The sequence below is a fragment of the Armatimonadota bacterium genome (assembly GCA_022563855.1).
In the GTDB taxonomy this organism is placed as follows: Bacteria; Armatimonadota; Fimbriimonadia; order Fimbriimonadales; family Fimbriimonadaceae; genus JADFMN01.
Genome location: JADFMN010000011.1, coordinates 1 through 16665 on the forward strand (window position 1 = coordinate 1; position 16665 = coordinate 16665).

Annotated in this window: 12 protein-coding genes and 2 rRNA genes; 7 read left to right on the forward strand and 7 right to left on the reverse strand. The window is 58.6% G+C overall.

Annotation, left to right across the window (positions count from 1 at the left end; translation table 11 throughout):
- The coding region (locus IH944_12405; protein MCH7905349.1) for a sugar phosphate isomerase/epimerase at window positions 1–680 on the reverse strand (680 nt) is incomplete at its 3' end.
- A gap of 82 nt (window positions 681–762) precedes the next feature.
- Here IH944_12405 and IH944_12410 point away from each other — a divergent pair.
- The gene (locus IH944_12410; protein MCH7905350.1) at window positions 763–1596 is read left to right on the forward strand and encodes a hypothetical protein; all 834 of its coding nucleotides are present in this window, start codon (window positions 763–765) and stop codon (window positions 1594–1596) included.
- On the opposite strand, the gene IH944_12415 is transcribed toward IH944_12410, so the two are convergent.
- Window positions 1593–2093, reverse strand: coding sequence for a redoxin domain-containing protein (locus IH944_12415; protein ID MCH7905351.1), 501 nt, complete (start codon window positions 2091–2093; stop codon window positions 1593–1595). The two genes, IH944_12410 and IH944_12415, sit on opposite strands and share 4 nt — an antisense overlap.
- A gap of 241 nt (window positions 2094–2334) precedes the next feature.
- On the opposite strand from IH944_12415, the gene IH944_12420 reads away from it, so the two are divergent.
- Window positions 2335–3021, forward strand: coding sequence for a hypothetical protein (locus IH944_12420; GenBank protein MCH7905352.1), 687 nt, complete (start codon window positions 2335–2337; stop codon window positions 3019–3021).
- A 95-nt stretch (window positions 3022–3116) separates the two neighbouring features.
- On the opposite strand, the gene rrf is transcribed toward IH944_12420, so the two are convergent.
- From rrf to fsa, 4 genes are all read right to left on the reverse strand, one after another.
- Window positions 3117–3233, reverse strand: a 5S ribosomal RNA gene (gene rrf / locus IH944_12425).
- Between the two features lie 100 nt (window positions 3234–3333).
- Window positions 3334–6284, reverse strand: a 23S ribosomal RNA gene (locus tag IH944_12430).
- Window positions 6285–6485: 201 nt separating this feature from the next.
- Window positions 6486–6971, reverse strand: coding sequence for a DinB family protein (locus IH944_12435; protein MCH7905353.1), 486 nt, complete (start codon window positions 6969–6971; stop codon window positions 6486–6488).
- Entirely contained in the window at window positions 6968–7639 is a 672-nt protein-coding gene (gene fsa, locus IH944_12440) for a fructose-6-phosphate aldolase (protein MCH7905354.1), read from the reverse strand. The genes IH944_12435 and fsa overlap by 4 nt, the downstream gene beginning before the upstream one ends.
- A gap of 62 nt (window positions 7640–7701) precedes the next feature.
- Between fsa and mnmE the strand changes: the two genes are divergently transcribed.
- Genes mnmE through clpB form a run of 3 tightly spaced genes read left to right on the forward strand, consistent with a single transcriptional unit; the run spans window position 7702 to window position 13789 of the window.
- On the forward strand, window positions 7702–9012 hold the full coding sequence (mnmE, locus tag IH944_12445) for a tRNA uridine-5-carboxymethylaminomethyl(34) synthesis GTPase MnmE (GenBank protein ID MCH7905355.1): 1311 nt from the start codon (window positions 7702–7704) through the stop codon (window positions 9010–9012).
- A 16-nt stretch (window positions 9013–9028) separates the two neighbouring features.
- A complete protein-coding gene (locus IH944_12450) occupies window positions 9029–11131 on the forward strand; it encodes a sulfatase-like hydrolase/transferase (GenBank protein MCH7905356.1) in 2103 nt (700 codons plus the stop codon).
- A gap of 39 nt (window positions 11132–11170) precedes the next feature.
- Window positions 11171–13789 (forward strand): ATP-dependent chaperone ClpB, encoded by a 2619-nt coding sequence (gene clpB, locus IH944_12455; protein ID MCH7905357.1) that lies wholly within the window; start codon window positions 11171–11173, stop codon window positions 13787–13789.
- Here the strand turns inward: clpB and IH944_12460 are convergent.
- Complete coding sequence (locus tag IH944_12460; protein MCH7905358.1) at window positions 13776–14453, reverse strand: M48 family metallopeptidase; 678 nt, start codon at window positions 14451–14453, stop codon at window positions 13776–13778. The two genes, clpB and IH944_12460, sit on opposite strands and share 14 nt — an antisense overlap.
- A gap of 287 nt (window positions 14454–14740) precedes the next feature.
- Between IH944_12460 and ilvC the strand changes: the two genes are divergently transcribed.
- Window positions 14741–15733 (forward strand): ketol-acid reductoisomerase, encoded by a 993-nt coding sequence (gene ilvC, locus IH944_12465; protein ID MCH7905359.1) that lies wholly within the window; start codon window positions 14741–14743, stop codon window positions 15731–15733.
- A gap of 129 nt (window positions 15734–15862) precedes the next feature.
- On the forward strand, window positions 15863–16543 hold the full coding sequence (locus IH944_12470; protein ID MCH7905360.1) for a hypothetical protein: 681 nt from the start codon (window positions 15863–15865) through the stop codon (window positions 16541–16543).
- The last annotated feature ends 122 nt before the right edge of the window (window positions 16544–16665 follow it).

Here is a 16665-nt window from a genome sequence, read left to right on the forward strand (position 1 = left end):
ACGTGCGAGATCGCGCCCTCTTCTCCGAGCTGCCGCACGGCCTGGATCGGGTCGGCGCCCTGCCACCAGAGGTGCGAGGGGTCGAAGTTCGCGCAGATCCGGTCGCCGTGCTTGCCGACCCCGTTTCTCAGCTTGAGAAGCGTGTCGTTCGAGTAGACCACGAAGCCGGGGTGCATCTCGATCCCAAACTTGACGTTGTGCTCGGCCAGGAACGCTGCCTGCTTCTTCCAATACGGGAAGACCTTGCGCTTCCACTGCCACTCCAGCACGTCGCGGAACTCGTCGGGCCACGCGCAGGTGACCCAGTTCGGGTTCTTGGCGCGCGCGTGGTCGCCGGGGCAGCCGCTGAAGCCGTTGACGCACTCGATCCCCAGGGCGCTGGCGAGCTTGACGGCCTGGACGAACGCCTGGTGGTGCTCCTCGGCGATCTCCTTGACCGGGTGGAGCGGGTTGCCGTGGCACGAGATCGCGCTGAGGATCAGCCCGCGCGACTCGATGTTCTTCATCAGCCTGTCGCGCTCGGCCTTGCTCTCCAGGAGCTTCTCGACCTCGAGGTGGGCCGAACCCGGGTAGGCGCCCGCGCCGAGCTCGACCGCCTCGATACCCTCCGCGACGACGATGTCGAGCGTCTCGTCGAGCGTCTTGTCGCCGAACAGCGCCGTGAAAATTCCGATCTTCATGGTGGTGGCTCAGTTCTACCCGAACCTTGCCCCGCATCGAAATCCGGCTTATACTGTTGCTGGGAATCCCGAGGAGATATCCATGTTAGTATCAGCACTCACCCTTTTCGCCGCCATCACCTTGACCAACCAGGACGAAGTTGAAATACCGGTCACAAACGTCTCGGCAAGCTACGTGTATGACTATTTCACGCTGCAGGGTCGATTTACTAGCCCGCTTTATTCGCAGAACAGGCTCGGATTCCTTCCCGATGGAGTCACCATTGAAATCACAACCGGAAAGAACAGTATTACCGCTCAAGGAACGCTTGAAGGAACGCGAGATCTGGCGCGGATCATCGCCCTACTCGACAAAGAGCCCCAAAACGTAGAACTCGACATTCACGTGTACGCCCGGCCACTAAACCGCACGATTGCGGCGAAGATGCTGACAGCAACCAACAGCACATGGGAGTACGTTGGACTTGCATCAGATACGACGATTCGCATCACGCCGATAATCAATGGTGACGGCACGATCGTTATTAGCTACGACCTCGGCACGATGGGATTTGGATTGTACGGAATCGTTAGGATTCGTGCGGGCACGTACGTTTACGCGAGGGTTTACACCGAAGAAATCATCGATGAGGCGACAGGAGAGAAGAGGCTCGCGCTGATCATCAGCCATTCCGCAAGCAAGGACGAGATTCCGTCTTTCTTCCAGGACGATGATCCATTCAAGGACTTGCCTCACGACAGACACGTTCATGGTGATGGCGAAATTCCATCGCGTTTCGTCTCTTCGCGTAGCCGGTTTTCGCGTAGCCGCCGACAGGCTGTTATCAACGCAGTTGGCGATTTTGCAGTGGACAACCCACCGGCTGGCCTCGACGTGCGGCTCGAACTCATGGCAACGCATGAGAAAACCGATTAGTCCAAGTTTGCTAAACAAGACTTGATCGCGTCGAAGTCGGGCTGCTCTGGCGGAGTCGGGGTCACCTCTGCGTACCGCACGACGCCCTGCTTGTCGATCACGAACGCTGCGCGCTTCGAGCCTTCTCCCATCCCGAGGAAGTCGGGCAGCACCACGTCGTACGCCCGGACGGTCGTCTTCTCGTAGTCGCTCAGCAGCGGAACACCGATCTTCTCCGCAGCCGCCCACGTCTTTTGCGCCAAGGCTGAGTCAACGCTGATCGCAAGCACCTGCGCGCCCATATCTTGGTAACCCCCCAGGGCGTCGGTCATCGTGCACATTTCGGTCGTGCACGGCGGCGTAAACACGCCCGGAAAGAACAGAAGCACGACGTTGCTCTTGCCTGCGTAGTCGCCGAGGCTCACCGTAGCCAGCCCAAAATCGTTCGTCTCCGCGCCTTCCATGTTCGCAGACATCAAAGAAAAGTCCGGAGCCTTGCTTCCAACCGAAATCGCCATAACGAACCAATTATGACGTTTTTGTACATATTCTGTGCCTCCGCCGGCTGAGCCATTGCCATATTGAAGTCGCCAAACGGCACGCCGTCGGAACTGCCGGGCCTCGCTTGGACGTCTTGTAGGGTTGTACGAGCTTCGAAATAGTCGAACGTAGGGGACTGCCGCGGAACCTTTCAGTCCGCGATGTTGGTAAAACGGTTGATCAGTTCCCGGTACAATCAGAAACAGGAAGTCGAATTTCATGAAGAAGATCGCTAGTCTATTGCTGTGCGCAGCCCTTTCAGCGGGCGCTCTGGGAGCCGACAAGGACGTCGAGGACCTCCTAGCCAAGATGCGGAAGGCGTACCAGGAGACGAAGACAGCCAGCTTTGAGCTTGAGACAACGTTGTTGGCGGTGGAAGGCGACGTCGTGATCAAGATGAAAGGGTTGTTCAAGTCTCCGAACAAGCTGGCGGTGGACATCGTGATGAACATCGCGTCGGACGAGCGGAAGATCAACGTCATATCTGACGGAAAGCAGATCTACGCTTCTGCAACCGGCGTCGAGGAGGTCGGCAAGACAGATTTTTCGATCGACAGGTTGAACCAAGCGTTGGGCGCCGCTAATCTGGAGGTCCTCTGCTTCTACGATTGGAAGCGGCAGCTATCAACGGATAAAGGGGCAAACATGCACGACAGCACTCTGTCAATCCGTAAGGAAAAGTGGAAGGGCAAGGAGTGGATCGTGCTCGAGGAATCCGCGCCAAGGGTCGATATTTACGTCGAGTACTTCATCGATCCGAAGACTCACTTCATTTGGAAAACGATTCGGATGACGCTCGACAAGGAGTTCACGAACGGCGAGTACGTCCTTACGAAGCTCAAGACTGGGCTGACCATCAGCGACAAGCGGTTCGCCCCGCCGATCAAGACGGCCCCGCCTGCCTGATAGTCGTGCCCCCTCTGCTCCGGCAGGCTGAACTGCGGTAGCAGCCATAAAAAAAGAGGCCCCACGCAAATCGTGGAGCCACTCAAGTTTATCTTCCCGCGCATCGTGCATATCTCCCAGGCAGTCGCCCACCAAGTACATCCGCCGCTGGGAGGCTTAACTGCCGTGTTCGGAATGGGAACGGGTGTGGCCCTCTCGCTGTGGACACGCGAAAAGAAATCGCTATTCTGTTTTGCCTGCTTGGACAAATCAGTTTGACCGTCGAACAGTTGTGAGCAGAGTGCGCGTTAAAGGCACCGGGCCATTATTGACTTCAAAAAGCCCTCGGCCAATTAGTACCGCTTAGCTGAACGTGTTACCACGCTTACACCTGCGGCCTATCACCTCGTAGTCTTCGAGGGGCCTTACTAAATATGGGAAACCTGTTCTTGGAGTGGGCTTGGTGCTTAGATGCTTTCAGCGCTTATCCCTTCCCGACGATGGCTACCCTGCGTATGCCCTTGGCAGGACAACAGGTACACCAGAGGTCAGTTCACTCCGGTCCTCTCGTACTAGGAGCGACTCTCCTCAAGTTTCCTACGCGCGCAGTGGATAGGGACCGAACTGGCTCACGCCGTTCTGAACCCAGCTCGCGTGCCTCTTTAATCCGTGAACTCCGGAACCCTTGGGACCTTGTGCAGCCCCAGGATGAGACGAGCCGACATCGAGGTGCCAAACCATGCCGTCGCTATGAGCGCTCGGGCAAGATCAGCCTGTTATCCCCGGGGTAGCTTTTATCCGATGAACCCTGGCGTGCCCACGCACCACCAGGGGGTCACTTAGACCGACTTTCGTCCCTGCTCGACTTGTCAGTCTCACAGTCAAGCACACTCTATACCTATACGCTCAACGGCTGATTTCCGACCAGCCTGAGTGCACCTTTGTACGCCTCCGTTACTTTTTGGGAGGCGACCGCCCCAGTCAAACTACCCACCACGGAATGTCCTCGAACCCGATAAGGGTCCCAGTTAGTTATTCAGATGTAGAAGGGTGGTGTTCCATTGGCGCCGAAGCTCCCACCTACGCTCTACATCTACAACCGAACAACAATCCGAAGTTGTAGTAAAGCTCCACGGGGTCTTTCCGTCCTACTGCGCGTACCCCGCATCTTTACGGGGACTACAATTTCACCGAGCTTCTCGTTGAGACAGTGCCCAAGTCGTTACGCCTTTCATGCGGGTCGGTATTTAGCCGACAAGGAATTTCGCTACCTTAGGACCGTTAGAGTTACGGCCGCCATTCACCAGGACTTCGCTTCAACGCTTCGGGTTGCCCCTAACGCATCCGTTTAATCTACTGGCATTGGGCAGGCGTCGGCCCCTATACATCGGTTTTCACCTTAGCAGAGACCTGTGTTTTTGGTAAACAGTCGCCTGGGCTGCTTAGCTGCGACCCACCTAAGTGGGCGTCCCTTATTCCTAAGTTACGGGACTCATTTGCCTAGTTCCTTAACGAGAGTTCTCTCGAACGCCTTAGTCTCCTCGACTCACCTACCTGTGTCGGTTTGCGGTACGAGCGGCCACGGTGTAATGCCTTTGGAGCTTTTCTCGGCCCCCATCAATCCCAGTTCCTTCTCTCCGAAGAGATCCGTTCCCCCCGTTCAGCCATTCTGCCACTCTTCCAAGTGGCCAAGCCTCCCGGTAGCCCGGAACAACCAACGGTCCGGGATGGGATATTTAGAAGCGTCCTTCCAGTGCACACCGCGCCGGATCCGGAATATCAACCGGAATTCCATCGGCTACGCCTTCTGGCCTCGCCTTAGGGTCTCGTCTAACCTCCGTCTGACGAACATGGCCGGAGAAACCTTAGGTTTTCGGCGCTGAGGATTCTTACCTCAGTTATCGCTACTCATGCCTGCATTCTCACTTGTGCACGCTCCACCAGTGCTTACGCTCTGGCTTCACTGCCTGCACAACGCTCTCCTACCGATCACCGCTCATGCGGGATCTCGAAGCTTCGGGAGACGACTTTAGCCCCCATACATTTTCCGCGCAAAATCACGTTCGGCCAGTAAGCTGTTACGCACTTTTTAAAGGATGGCTGCTTCCAAGCCAACCTCCTGGCTGTTTCTGCGATCTCACATCGTTTCACACTTAGTCGTCGTTTAGGGCCCTTAGCTGTCGATCTGGGCTGTTTCCCTTTTGACCACGGAGCTTATCCCTCGTAGTCTCACTGCCATGTTAATCGCACGGTATTCGGAGTTTGGTTGAGTTCGGTAAGCGGGTAAGCCCCCTAGCCCATCCAGTGCTCTACCCCCGTGTGACATCACATGACGCTGCACCTAAATGCATTTCGGAGAGAACCAGCTATCTCCACGTTCGATTGGCATTTCACCGTACTAACCACAACTCATCCAAAGACTTTTCAACGTCTACTGGTGCGGTCCTCCATGAGGTGTTACCCTCACTTCAACCTGGCCATGGCTAGATCACGTGGTTTCGGGTCCGCTGACACTGACTCGACGCCCTATTCAGACTCGGTTTCCCTACGGCTCCACCGCTTAACGGCTTAACCTCGCCAGAGCCAACAACTCGCAGGCTCATTCTGCAAAAGGCACGCCATCACGCGTGACGAGATTGCTCTCGACATAGCGCTCTGACTGTTTGTGGGTAATACGATTTCAGGTTCTATTTCACTCCCCGAACAGGGGTTCTTTTCACCTTTCCCTCACGGTACTAGTTACACTATCGGTGACAAGCCGTACTTAGCCTTACCCGGTGGTCCGGGCAGGTTCACGCGGAGTTCCTCGTGTTCCGCGCTACTCAGGAACATCCTGAATTCGATTGGTATTTCGAGTACGGGGCTATCACCCTCTTTGGCAGCGCTTTCCAACGCCCTTCCTCTATACCGTTCGATACTCTTTTCCGACGCTCACCAAGTTCAAGACCCTGTCGGATCCTCAGCTTGGGAGGTCGGTGGATGCCCTACAACCCCAGCGGGCGTACCCGCTGGTTTGGGCTGGTCCGCTTTCGCTCGCCGCTACTTACGGAGTCTCTTCGATTTCTTTTCCTCGGGTTAGTTAGATGTTTCAGTTCACCCGGTTCCCTCCACACAGCCTATATATTCAGCTGTGGGTACCAGGGCATTACCCCTGGTGGGTTTCCCCATTCGGAAATCCACGGATCATCGCTCTTGTGCAGCTTCCCGTGGCGTATCGCCGCTTACGCGTCCTTCATCGGCAGCTTGTCCCTAGGCATTCGTCGTACACCCTCAGTAGCTTTTCTGAAGTCTAGACTCGGTGCCTTTAACGCACAGACTACTCACAATTATTCGACTGTCAAAATGCTCTGCCACAAACGGGCACCGGTACGGGCAGAAACGCCCACCGGCGAACAGGAATGATACCGGACGCCCAGGTTGGAGTCAAGCCCGGGGACGCGAAATAGCAAAACAAGGACCAGTGGATGCTCGTGGGCGATCGGACGCTAGTGCATCTCCAGGTCGCCAAGCATCGTCTGGATGTAGTTCACCTGGCCGTGGTGATAGGTCAGGTTCCAGGCGTGCAGGCCCAAAACGTCCGCCATCGTCATCACCATTCCGCCGGCGAACGGCAGCGTCACCTCGTCCTCGAGCCTATCGTCAGGAAAATCGCTCACGATCTGGCAAAGCTCGGACGTTCCGTCCTTTGCCGCCTCTCGACACTTTGCGAGCGTGTTGAAGCTCTTTCGCAGCTTCTCAGACTCCTCCTTGGCGTGATCGTCGAACTCCAGCATTTTGCCGTCGCGGATGAGCCGCACGAAGAACTGCGGAGACATCGCGATCTCCTGCAGCTGGTTCAGCGCTGAGCGCGCCGTTTCTGCGGGCTTCCAGTCCCTCTTGTCCTCTGGCAGCGCGTCCACGGCGCGCAGCACGTCGTCCAGTGCACGCTGAGTCTGCTTGACGACTTGGTCCTGGTATCTCATTCCGCTCACACGGACGCCTTGTCGGAAATCGAAAGCCCAGCCTTGTTCCAGTCGTCCAGAAACCGCTGCAGACCGATCTCCGTCAGCGGATGTTTGAACAGTTGCGACATCACCTTGTAAGGCATCGTCGCGATCTGCGCGCCCACTTCCAGAGCGTCAGCGACGTGCTGCGGATGGCGGACTGACGCGACCAAGACCTCACTCTTAAAGCCGTACTGCTCGACCATCTCGACCGTTGCCGCGACCGCCTCCATTCCGTCCCCGCTCAGGTCGTCCACCCGGCCGACGAAGTTGCTGATGATCGTCGCGCCGGCCTTCGCTGCGAGCAGGGCCTGAGTGACGCTGAACACGAGCGTCACGTTCGTCCGAACGCCTTTCCCTGACAGAGTCGTCACCAACCGGACGCCGTCCTCGATCATCGGGACTTTCACGACGATCTGCTCGTGCCAGCTCGAAATCTCCAGCGCCTCTTTGAGCATCCCGTCGTAATCGGTCGCGACGACCTCTGCGCTGATCGCCCCGCCGGGAAGCAAGTCGCAGATCTTCAGAACGGTCTCTCGAAACCCTTTGCCGCTCTTCGCTATCAGGCTTGGATTCGTCGTGACGCCGTCTACGACGCCCCACTCGGCGACCCTGCGCACTTCTTCGACGTCACCAGTATCCAAGAACAGCTTCATCACGATCATTCTATATGCGAACAGCCCCGCGTGTCACCCCCTGAGCGGATATCCTGTGGCCAATGTCCGTCGACCGGCTCTCAGACACTATCGTGGCACCGATCACCGCCACCGGCGGCGCGGTCGCGCTCGTGCGGCTTTCGGGGCCGGATTCTTGGAGGATCGCAGAAGTCGTCTTTGGAAACTGGCCGCAGAGAATCGAGCCTCGGCGAGCGACGTACGGCAGGTTCTCATCCGGCGACGACGGCCTGGTGATTCCGTTTCAGCAAGACTCTTCTTATACAGGGGAGCAGGTGGTCGAGATGTCCGTGCACGGGTCTGTCGCCTCCGTTCAGCACCTGCTCGACTCTTGCGTAGGCGCAGGCGCGCGGATGGCCGAGCCGGGGGAGTTCACGCTCCGCGCCTTCATGAATGGTCGCATGGACCTGACCCAAGCAGAAGGCGTTCGCGACACTGTGGCCGCGGCTACGGATTCGCAGCTCCGGCAGGCCAACCTCATGCGCGAGGGCAGCCTCCGCGACGAAGTCCGCTGCATCCGCTCCGAGATCGAAGGAGTCCTTGCGGCGGTGGAGGCCTCCACCGACTTCAGCGAGGAGGTCGGTGATCTGGACCGAGCCGCAGCTCGGAACCGATGCCTCGCAGCCCAAGCCAAGATCACTGCCCTGCTAGCGACAGAAGATGCGAGCCGCGTGGTGCGCGACGGCGCAAGCGTCGCCATAGTTGGCCTGCCGAACGCCGGTAAGTCCTCCCTCCTCAACGCTTTGATCGGCGCAGACCGCGCTATCGTCACCGAGGTCCCCGGCACAACACGCGACACGGTCGAGGCCGAGCTCTCCTGGAAAGGGCTCCTCGTCCGCCTAATCGACACCGCCGGACTCCGCGAATCGGACGATCTGATCGAGTCTCTGGGCGTCGAGCGGTCCCGCTCAGCCATCGAGAACGCCGATGTCGTCCTCTACATCTACGACAACGCGGTCGGCTGGCAGGATGAGGACGATGAACTATGCCGGCCGATCGGGCGCCCCTGCATCATCGTCGCGAACAAGATCGACCTCAATCCGCACGCAGAGCAGGGACTCCCCGTTTCGACGGTGACCGGCCACGGGTTGGAGCGTCTCGTCGAAGCCGTGCGGAAGCTCGTCCTCCAAGAGCCGACCAGCCCTGCTCTTATCAACAGCCGTCACGCCCCGCTGTTACAAGGCGCGCGCGAAGCGCTGGACCGCGTACACGAGACCCTCTCTTGCCCAGTTCCGGACGACCTGGCGGCGGTCGATCTTCTGGCAGCTATCAGGCTACTCGGAGAGGTCACAGGCGAGACCGCCACTCCCGATGTCATCGATCGCATCTTCCACGATTTCTGCATTGGCAAGTAGCGGGTATACCAACGCCATGTCGCTCTGCCTTAGAGTCGTCTTGCTGTCGGTCATCATGGCCGCCTTCGTCACGACCTATCCAGAAGTGAGACTGGATGACAGGCCGCGGGTCCTCCTGATCGGCGATTCGATCTCGCAGGGGTACACCAAGTTCGTGCAAGAGCAATTGGCTGACGAGGCGGAGGTGCTTCGAATTCCGGGCAACGGGCGACACACCGGGTTCGGCCTGGAGAAACTCGACGAATGGCTGGGGGACGAACCGTGGGACGTCATCCACTTCAATTGGGGGCTGCACGACCTGGCGTACCGCAGCCCCGGCGTCAACCTGGATAAATTCAAGGGCACGGTATCCACATCGCCGGAGGATTACGAGAAGAACCTCGAAGCTTTGGTCGTGCGACTGAAAGAAACTGGCGCAAGGCTCATCTGGGCAAGCACTACTCCGGTGCCGCCCGGCGAGGCTGGACGCTACGTCGGCGACGACACTCGCTACAACTGGATAGCACAGAAAGTCATGTACCGTCACGGAGTACCGATCAACGACCTTCACGCAACGATCATGAAGATCGGCTATGAGGCGTTTACTGGTCCTGGCAACGTGCATTTCAAGCAAGAAACATCGCGGGTGCTTGCGGGTGAAGTGGCAGAGAGCATACGCGCCGCGATCGCGAAAGAAGTAAACCACCCGAACATAGTCTTGATCCTCGTAGACGACATGGGGTGGACCGATGTGGGAGTGTACGGTTCGACCTACTACGAGACGCCGAACATCGACCGGTTGGCAGCCAACGGAATGAAGTTCACGCAAGGGTACGCCGCATGCGCGGTCTGTTCGCCGACGCGATACTCAATACTAACGGGCAAATACCCAACGCGCAGCGGGATCACCGATTGGATCAGGCCGCTGGAGGGCGTTGATTGGAGCGAAGAGCAAGTCAGAGGCAGACCGGAGTTTCAGGGCGGTCCAGATCGACAACTCCTCACACCGACGAACCCGCGATGGATGGAGCGGGACGAACTGACCATTGCAGAGGTGCTGCGATCGAAGGGGTACGCGACCGGTTTCATCGGCAAATGGCACCTCGGCCCGAAGGGGTACTGGCCGGAAGACCAAGGGTTCGATTTCAACCTCGGCGGCAACTCTTACGGTCACCCGCCTGACTACTTCGACCCGTATCCGCCGGTTCACCAGCGCACAACGTTTCCTAACCTCGAGCCACGTCTAAAGGGCGAATACCTGACCGACCGGGAGGCAGACGAAGCCGTAGCGTTCATCCAGAGAAATCGCGACCGACCGTTCTTCTTGATGGTCGCGCACTACGCCGTGCACTCGCCGATCCAAGCCAAGGATGATCTGATTGCGAAGTACGAGGGAAAGCCAAAGACCAATCAAAAGGAGCCGGTCTATGCGGCGATGGTCGAGAGCGTCGACGAGGCACTCGGAAGCATCGTTGAAGCGCTTGCGAGCGAAGGGCTCCTTGAGAATACGCTGATCGTTTTCACATCGGACAACGGCGGCGCGGTCCACTTCCCCGCTACTGACAATGCACCGCTTCGCAAAGGCAAGGGCTACCCGTACGAAGGCGGGATCCGCGAGCCGTACATCTTTCATTGGCCTGGTCACGTTCCAGCCGGCCGGGTGTCCGACCAAATCATCATGAGCACCGACCTATTTCCGACGTTTGCTCAAATTGCCGGTGCAACTGGTCAGGACTCGTTGTCAATCGACGGTATCGATCTGTCGAATGTGATCACAGGAAACGGCATCCTTGACCGCGAGGCGCTGACGTGGCACTTCCCGCACTACTGGTGGGACACGAACATCACGCCGTACTCCATCATCCGTGACGGGAACATGAAGCTCATCTATCGGTATCAGCAGGACAGCTACGAGCTGTACGACCTGGACACCGACCTGTCGGAGCAACGAGACCTCTCAGCCTCGCGGCCATCGACCGTCAAAGCTATGAAAGCCAAGCTGGATCGGATGTTGCGCTCGCAAGGCGCCAAATTCCCGAAGCCGGACCCTGATTTCAAGTCCGGAGACGAGCAGCAATATTATTTGCTGGGAATCGACTCCAACTCGGAACGCGACGATTCTCGACCCGTAAATATATAATAGAAGCACGTCCTTTGATAGCATAAGGCTCAAGAACCAATGCGATTCGACAAACTCACGATCAAGGCGCAAGAGGCGTTCCAAGACGCACAGCAAAAGGCTGGAGAATTCTCCCACCAGGCCATCGAGGTCGAGCATTACCTGCTAGCCATGCTGGAGCAGGAAGGCGGCGTGTCGGCCTCCTTGCTGGCCAAGCTCGACGTCCGGTCAGACGCCGTCCGACAAGAGCTCGTAGAAGTGCTTGAGCGCGCACCGAAAATCACAGGCGGCGCGGAACACGGCGGAACCATCAGCAGCCGCATGCAGGCGGCTTTCAACACGGCGTTCCAAGAGGCCGACCGGCTCAGCGACGAGTACGTTTCGACCGAACACATTTTGCTCGCGATGATCGACGACAAAGGCACCGCCGGCAAAGTTCTCAAGCAGCACGGGGTCACCAAGGAGGGCCTGGAGACGGCGATCGAAGACATCCGTGCGGGCAGGAAGATCACGGATCCGAACGCTGAATCCAGCTATCGGGCTTTAGAAAAGTACGGGATCGACCTGACGGGATTGGCGCGCGCCGGAAAGCTCGACCCTGTCATCGGTAGAGACGATGAGATTCGGCGCGTCATACAGGTGCTGAGTCGGCGCACGAAGAACAACCCCGTTCTGATCGGAGAGCCTGGCGTCGGAAAGACTGCCGTCGTCGAGGGGCTTGCTCAGCGCATCATCGCGGGCGATGTTCCGGACGGACTGCGGAACAAATCCATCGTCGCGCTCGACATGGGCGCGCTCGTGGCTGGCGCGAAGTACCGCGGGGAATTTGAGGAGCGGCTCAAGGCCGTTCTTGACGAGATCAAAAAAACGGACGGAGCGATCATTCTTTTTATCGACGAGATGCACACGCTCGTCGGCGCTGGCAAAGCGGAAGGCTCGATCGACGCAGCGAACATGCTCAAGCCGATGTTGGCGCGCGGAGAGCTGCGCTGCGTGGGAGCGACGACGCTTGACGAATACCGCCAATACATCGAGAAGGACAAGGCGCTGGAACGTCGGTTCCAAAACGTGCTCGTAGAAGAGCCGAGCGTAGAGGAGACCATTTCGATACTGCGCGGGCTGAAGGAGAGGTACGAAATCCACCACGGCGTTCGGATCACGGACTCGGCGATCATCGCCGCCGCAACCCTCAGCAACCGGTACGTCACAGACCGCTTCCTGCCCGACAAAGCGATCGATCTGATCGACGAAGCCGCCAGCAAGCTGAAGATCGAAATCGAATCAGTGCCCCGAGAGCTAGACGACGTCGAGCGACAGATCGTGCAGCTCGAGATCGACCGAGAGGCTCTTAAGAAAGAGACTGACAAAGCCAGTATTGCGAAGCTCGTCGAGACCGAGAAGAAGCTCGCAAACTTGAACGAACAGGGCACGTCGATGCGCGCCAAGTGGCTGGCGGAGAAGGAGAAGATCGAGCGAGCGAGAGAGCTGAAAGAGGAAATCGACGCCCTGCGCGTTGAGCTGCAGCAGGCCGAACGAGACCTCGACTGGACGAAAGCTGCAGAGATCCAGCACGGTCAAATCCCGCTTCTTGAAAAGGAACTCGAAAGAGAGATGGAATCGCTCAGCGAAATGAAATCCGGCTCGAGATCGCTGCGAGAAGAGGTCACCAGCGAGGACATCGCCGAGGTTGTCAGCAAGGCGACGGGCGTCCCCGTGTCAAAGCTGATGCAAGCAGAATTGGAGAAGCTGCTCACTCTCGAAGAACAGCTCGCAAAGAGAGTCGTCGGGCAGGAAGAAGCGCTAGGACTGCTCGCCGATGCGATCCGCAGATCGCGCTCGGGCATCGCAGACCCGCACCGGCCGATCGGCTCGTTCCTGTTCCTCGGCCCAACCGGCGTCGGCAAGACGGAGACTGCCAAAGCACTAGCGCAGTTCATGTTCAGCGACGAACGGGCGATGGTTCGGATCGACATGAGCGAGTACGGCGAGAAGCACTCCGTCGCAAGACTGATCGGCGCACCGCCGGGGTACATTGGCTACGAGGAAGGCGGCCAGCTGACCGAGGCCGTGCGGCGACGTCCGTACTCCGTCGTGCTTCTCGACGAAATCGAAAAGGCGCACCCCGAGGTCTTCAACGTCCTGCTGCAACTGCTCGACGACGGCCGTCTGACGGACGGCCACGGCAGGACCGTCGACTTTCGAAACGTGATCGTCATCATGACCAGCAACCTCGGTTCACAACACTACGGCGAGGGCGCGCTGACCGAGCAGGGCTTCGAGGAGACCAAGCAGAAGGTGCTGGAGATCGTCGATCAGTTCTTCCGGCCGGAGTTCATCAACAGACTGGACGACATCGTCGTTTACCGGTCGCTGAACGCCAGCCAGATCAAGGAGATCGTGGGGATTCAGATCGGCCATCTGCGTGAAAGGCTGAGGGAGCGACGGATCGAGCTTGAGCTATCCGACGCGGCCGTCTCTGAAATCGCGGCCGTCGGGTTCGACCCGGTATTCGGAGTACGACCGCTCAAGAGGGCGATTCAAAAAGAACTGATGAACCCTCTGGCGAAGATGATGCTCTCCGGGTCGATTGAGGATGGGCAGAGCGTGAGCATAGACTTCCGCGACGGCACTTTCACATTCGACACCGTCCCGGTGCCGCCTGCGCCTACTCCATCATAAGGCGACGGCCCTCGTCGCTGATCCACTGTTCGCATTCCGGGTAGTCCGGACAATGGCGCTCAACCAGCGTCCAGAATCGACGCGAGTGGTTCATGTGCCTGAGGTGGGCCAGTTCGTGGATGATGATGTAGTCCAGAATCTCCTCCGGAGCCATGATCAGCCGCCAGTTCAGCGAGATCGTTCTCTTCGACGAGCACGAACCCCAGCGGCGCTTTTGATCCCGGACGATCACGCGACTGGGCGACACTCCCATCTCCAAGGCCCGCTCAGCCACCGCGTTGGAAAAGGCCGGTCTAGCCTGCTTCGTCATCCACCCTCGCACCGCCTCCTTTCTCGCCTCTCGGCTCTTGCCTGGCGCCAAGAATTCGCCGTCCTGGAACAGCACCAGCTTGATCGGGCTCGGCATGATCGGATACCCGTCGCCCTGGTACGGAATCGCGTCGGGGCTGATCCGATCCAGATCGGTCAGGAGCTCTCCGAGCTGCCGGCCGATCCAGTTTTCGTGGATGTACAGCGCCTCGTTGACATCCTGGAGCGTGTACCTGCGAGGAACGGTCACCAGGACCCCCTCAGGTTCAACTGAGAGGCGAATTCCGCGAGCGCGAGGTGAAACTCGGAGGCTGACCGCCGCTATGTATCCAGAAAATTCGCGCTCGGCGATCATTGTTTCATTCTAACCCCAAAGGCCGGACGATGCACCAATTCGCCAGGGAAATTAAGGGAAACTGGGAAGGTTGCTGTGCGCCGTGACGGACCAAGTCCTCTGCCCCAGGTTCAACGCCGGATTTGCAGGACTGGCGACCGTGATCATCGACCTCAGAGCCCCGCTTTCATCATGATGGCCACTCCACATTCAATATGGGCGAGAGCGAGCCTCTGCACGCCTGGGAGATCTACCAGCACGACCGTTCGGGTGTCATGATTGAGCCAGGCGAGCCCGCCTGACGACCCATGCCGACCATCATTCCGGAGTCCGACATCGACCCCAGCCTGATCAAGGGCAAGACCGTAGCAATCATCGGCTACGGCAACCAGGGCCGCGCCCATTCACTGAACCTGCGGGACCGCGGCATCACAGTCTTGGTGGGCCAGCGTCGCGGAGGGCAGGGGTGGAAGAACGCCGTCTCCGACGGCTTCGAGCCAACCTCGTTAGGCGAGGCGACGTCGCCGGCGGACTTTGTCGTGCTCGCACTTCCCGACGAGAGCATGGCGGAGGTGTACGAAGAGCAGATCTCAAAGGCGATGACGCCGGGGAAAACGCTGCTCGTCTGCCACGGGTTCTCAATCCATTTCGGTTTCTTAAAACCTCGCCAGGACATCGACGTCGTGCTGGCCGCGCCAAAGGGATCGGGAGCATCGCTGCGAAAGGAGGTCTCCGAGGGGCGTTCCATGGCCGGGCTCGTAGCGGTGCATCAAGACGTATCCGGTCAGGCGCTTGGGATAGCGCTGAGCTACACATGGGGGATCGGCTGTCACTCGACCGTCATCCACACGACGTTTGAGGAGGAGTGCGTCACCGACCTCTTCGGTGAGCAGGCGGTCTTGTGCGGTGGGATACCGGAGCTGATCAAGGCTGCGTTCGACACTCTAGTCGAGGCCGGGTATTCGCCGGAGAGCGCGTATCTCGAATGCCTGCACGAGGCGAAGCTGATCACCGACCTGCTGTACGAACGAGGGCTGACTGGCATGCGCGAAGCGATCAGCGACACCGCCGAGTGGGGCGGCTATCGGGCAGGCAAGCTGCTGATCGACGAATCGGTCAAGGAGCGAATGCGACAGGTGCTGGGCGAGATTCGCTCAGGAAAGTTCGCCGAAGAGTGGGTCGCCGAAAGTAAGACCGGCAAGAAGCGATTGCACCATATGCGTGAAGAGGAGAGCCGCCACGCGATCGAAGACGTCGGCCGGCGACTGCGCGAGCGAATGCTGAAGATGGACGACAACTAGGCGACAACTAGGCGACAACTGGGCGACAGCAAAGCAGGCGACGCATCCAAAAGAGCGCGGGCCTTGCGCGATATGTGCTGTACAATATAGTTTGATTAAGCGTTATAACTTTGGAGACTGGAGAAAGCTATGAGAAAGTACGTCCTGATACTCGCGCTCGCGATGCCGCTCACTGCGGCGGCGCAGTTCTTCGACCACTTCGAAGGCGACAGGCTGCAAGGCCACTGGCGGTTCACCAGTTGGGGCCAGCAGTGGGAGCACAGCGTCAGCGACAGCATGCTGCACGTGACGAGGGTCTTCGGCCAAGCCGAGATTCACGGCGTGCACATTCTGGCGGAGCTGCCTGCGCTGGCGGACTTCGACGCGGTCTCCCTCATGGGCTTGGAGCCGGACGGGGCGCGGCGTGGCATAGGCCTGACGATTTGGAACCGTGAGCCCACCGGGTTCGGATGGGCACCAGCGATCATGGTCTACTTCGAGCGGCAGGGTACAGACCCGGTAGTGATCGTCTCTTTCAACAACGGAATCGACGGATCTGTCGAAGTTCCGGCTCCCCCACCCGGAATGCACGAGTTTAGACTGAGACGCACCGGGACGACGCTCGAGGCGTTCCTCAATGGGGAACTGCTGCTGCGTTCCTCGGATTCGCGTATGCTGTCCGGCAACTGGGTAGGGCTGCGCTTTAGCAGCAGCGACCCGGTCGCGTTCAACCCCCTGCACGTTGACATGGTTGGGGTTGTTCCAGAGCCAGCCTCACTAATAGTGTTCGCAGCAGAGGGGCTCTATCTTCTGCGCAGAAGGAGGTCGTGAGAGATGGCAAGCAGTTGGGAGACAGTTCAGAATTGGCCGAGCTATCTGGCCGCAGTCCACAGTATTCACTTGCCAAGCGGCAAGGTTCTGATCTGGGCGAAATGTGCTGTACAATATAGTTT

Excerpts from the sequence above, each read along its gene's own strand:
- clpB (MCH7905357.1), top strand. The coding sequence starts at position 11,171 with ATGCGATTCGACAAACTCACGATCAAGGCGCAAGAGGCGTTCCAAGAC.
- IH944_12410 (MCH7905350.1), top strand. The coding sequence starts at position 763 with ATGTTAGTATCAGCACTCACCCTTTTCGCCGCCATCACCTTGACCAAC.
- ilvC (MCH7905359.1), top strand. The coding sequence starts at position 14,741 with ATGCCGACCATCATTCCGGAGTCCGACATCGACCCCAGCCTGATCAAG.
- mnmE (MCH7905355.1), top strand. The coding sequence starts at position 7,702 with ATGTCCGTCGACCGGCTCTCAGACACTATCGTGGCACCGATCACCGCC.
- fsa (MCH7905354.1), bottom strand. The coding sequence starts at position 7,639 with ATGAAGCTGTTCTTGGATACTGGTGACGTCGAAGAAGTGCGCAGGGTC.
- IH944_12450 (MCH7905356.1), top strand. The coding sequence starts at position 9,029 with ATGTCGCTCTGCCTTAGAGTCGTCTTGCTGTCGGTCATCATGGCCGCC.
- IH944_12415 (MCH7905351.1), bottom strand. The coding sequence starts at position 2,093 with ATGGCGATTTCGGTTGGAAGCAAGGCTCCGGACTTTTCTTTGATGTCT.
- IH944_12470 (MCH7905360.1), top strand. The coding sequence starts at position 15,863 with ATGAGAAAGTACGTCCTGATACTCGCGCTCGCGATGCCGCTCACTGCG.
- IH944_12420 (MCH7905352.1), top strand. The coding sequence starts at position 2,335 with ATGAAGAAGATCGCTAGTCTATTGCTGTGCGCAGCCCTTTCAGCGGGC.
- IH944_12460 (MCH7905358.1), bottom strand. The coding sequence starts at position 14,453 with ATGATCGCCGAGCGCGAATTTTCTGGATACATAGCGGCGGTCAGCCTC.